General features: G+C 32.3%; 1 protein-coding gene and 1 pseudogene. Both read right to left on the bottom strand.

What is annotated here, in order from left to right; all coding sequences use genetic code 11:
* Positions 1–81: 81 nt before the first annotated feature.
* Positions 82–1041, bottom strand: a pseudogene (locus A5844_RS04780) (IS30 family transposase).
* A 419-nt stretch (positions 1042–1460) separates the two neighbouring features.
* Complete coding sequence (locus tag A5844_RS04790) at positions 1461–2912, bottom strand: ATP-dependent nuclease (protein ID WP_086284148.1); 1452 nt, start codon at positions 2910–2912, stop codon at positions 1461–1463.
* Between the last annotated feature and the right edge of the window lie 53 nt (positions 2913–2965).

Raw genomic sequence — 2965 nt, forward strand, 5'->3', positions numbered from 1 at the left:
ATATTATACTATGTTTCCTTATGTTAATGAATAAACAACTATTTTTTGACTATTTGGTATAAGTTTATTCTTTCTGATTTGTCAAATTAAGTTAGACAATATATCTTTATCTATGCAGCTCAAAAATACTTCCAATGGTGTTTGGTAATTTAGTGATTTTCTTGGAATATGGTTTCTTTCGAGGCAACGGATTGAATAAAGGTTTCATCCGTGTCTCTAAAGTCCATTGTTTTAGGTAAGCCCCCTCTTCTAAGCAAGCCATTTGAGTGCTCATTTAGCCCTCTTTGCGAAGGTGTTCCTGGATCTGCGAAAAAGATGGCAATATCGTTCGAGTTACTTATAGATCGCCAGTTGGAAAATTCTTTTCCACAATCAAACGTCATGGATTTAAACAGATGTTTAGGCATGGATTTGAACCAATCATTTAACCTGGTTTGGATATCTTCGGCTCGTCTGCCTATGGGTTTCAAAGTAATAATAACCTTGGATAAACACTCAACCAATGTAATAACAGCACTCTTGTGTTTGACTCCCACAATGGTGTCGTCTTCAAGATGTCCAAATTCTTTGGACAGGTGTGGATAGAGACTGTTCCGTTCATGAATAGTTCTGCGAAATGCCTGTTTTCCACGCTTTTCTTGATGATTATTTGGTTTGCGTTTTCCCTTCATAGGTAACGACTGCGTATCAAAAATGCCTTTTTTAAACATCCGATAGAGTGTACGAGCAGAACAATCAATTGGAAACTCACCACGGCCGATAATCACGTCGGGGGACCATTCTTGAGCTACCTTCTCTTGAACATACGTTGATTGTTCATCAGATAAAACGGTTGAATGTCGTCCACACCGGGATTTATTTTGTTTGTATTGCCGATAATAATCTAGCACTTTTTTTCCTTGTTTGAGGAACGAATAAACGTTATAAATGGTTTGTCTAGAGCGATTTAAACTTTATGCGACAAGAGCGACAGGTTTTTTCGATATTGAAATAAGACGCTATCAAAACAAGTTCGTCTGTTGTAAGATGGGTATAGGTCATTTGTACTCACTCCTTATAATTCTTTGGTCGAAACTATTTTGAGTGTAGCACAAGTGACTTTTTTTAGTTGTCTAGCTTAATTTTACAATCGGCTCTCTTAAAAAACATCCGATGTAAAATAGTAAAATTTTTTTCATTAAATTAAACTGAACTACTGAGTTATCAAAAAAAGTTTAGTAAAAGATGTAAGAAATGAAATAACGATTAACTGTGATAAAAGTGTGATAATGAAAAAATAAACAGCCAACAAACATTGATTTAACAACGTTTGTTGGCTGTTTTTTATTATTCCCACTCTGTAGTGATAGAGGTTGGTTAGGTATAGAATAGGCGGTATAAAAGGATTTGGATTCCTTTCGATTTTTTGAGTTTAGCTTGTTATTGATGGGTTGGTTGCAAAATGGTTGCAATTACGTTCTTCATCTGTTTTTTTGAATTAGTTTTATCATCATTTCAGTAGAAATGTTTAATTGTTCATTATTATATTCATTATATGTATTTTCAGGGTGATGGATGATATTTCTAATAAACATAGGTAATGTTTTCAATTGATCACAAGTTTCCCCATCATTTTGGCGACGAATATATTTTACATTTTTTTCTAATCCAGACTCTTTAAGATAATCATCAAATGCATTTTCATTAGCCAATTTTCCCATTTTTTTTCGTAATTGACTATCAGGAGTTCCATCTGCTAATAATTTGTCTAATTGCTCTTTATTAAAATTTTCTTGTAAGTATCCGAATAGCTCGTTGTGAAATTCAACACTGCAAATTCCAAAAGCATAATAGTTTATTTCACCCCAAGTTGGACTAAATGGAAATAGATCCATATTACTTCCAGGTGTTATTTTATCACCAATAGAAGAGAATACTTGGATATAATGGTTCGATTCATTGAATTTTTTTAAAAGATAAGGGGAGTGTGTAGTAATAAAGACTTGCGAATTCCTGGATATTTTTTCAAAAGCTTCAATAAGCTTGTCTTGAGCAACTGGATGAAGAAATGTCTCTGGTTCATCAATAAAAAAGAATAATTGTTTAGAGTTTTCTGCATTGGTAATTTCAGAATATACTTGAATCACACTTAATGCCAAAGCACGCTGCATGCCAGTCCCTTTTCTATTAACTTCTGTAGTGACCCCATTATCAGTAAGAAGTATACTGCCATTTTTGAAGAAGTTTTCCATTTCGAGTAATCCAAATTTAAATTCTACCTGTGTTTCTCCATATTGTTCAGTCATAACATCTTGTATTTTTTTTGAGGTGGAGCCAAGTACGTTAAATAATTCGCTGTCTGTTCCAAAAGTTGCTTCATGTGCATTACAAAATTCTTGATAAGGTTCTGATTTTTGAAAATCATTTGTTATAGCATTAATCAATTTTCCTACAACTTTTGTTTTTCCAAAATCTTGATAGTCTTCATTTTTTAGATCAGAATAAACAAATTGGGAATCAAAAAGTGCGGTTATTGTTGTACCAACTCCGGTAGGATTATCGAATTTTTGTTCATTATTATTCCATGTTTGAACTTTCTTTACATCTTCTGAAGAACGAAGAACTCTTAAATTCAGAGTGCCGTTTTCTTCAAATACATAGTTTTGATATTTTTTAACTGCGTGGTTACTTACTATTTCAAGAATATCATCACCAGAAAATATGATTTCAACCGAACAGTTACAATCTTTTTTTCCATTAGTGATTAAGCCATCCTCATATTTTCCATTTCTTAAAAATTCTACTGCTTTAAAAATAGTTGTCTTTCCACTATTATTGTTACCAACAAAAAAGTTAATTCCAGGCTTGAATAGTATTTCATGTCTACCCTCAAAGCTTTTAAAATTTTCTAATATAAGTTTTGATATATACAAATAGCTCAACCTCCTAATATTTAAATTCCTATTAAAGTAATTATAATATATTC

It is taken from the genome of Candidatus Enterococcus wittei (assembly GCF_002140175.1).
GTDB classification, from domain to species: Bacteria; Bacillota; Bacilli; order Lactobacillales; family Enterococcaceae; genus Enterococcus_B; species Enterococcus_B wittei.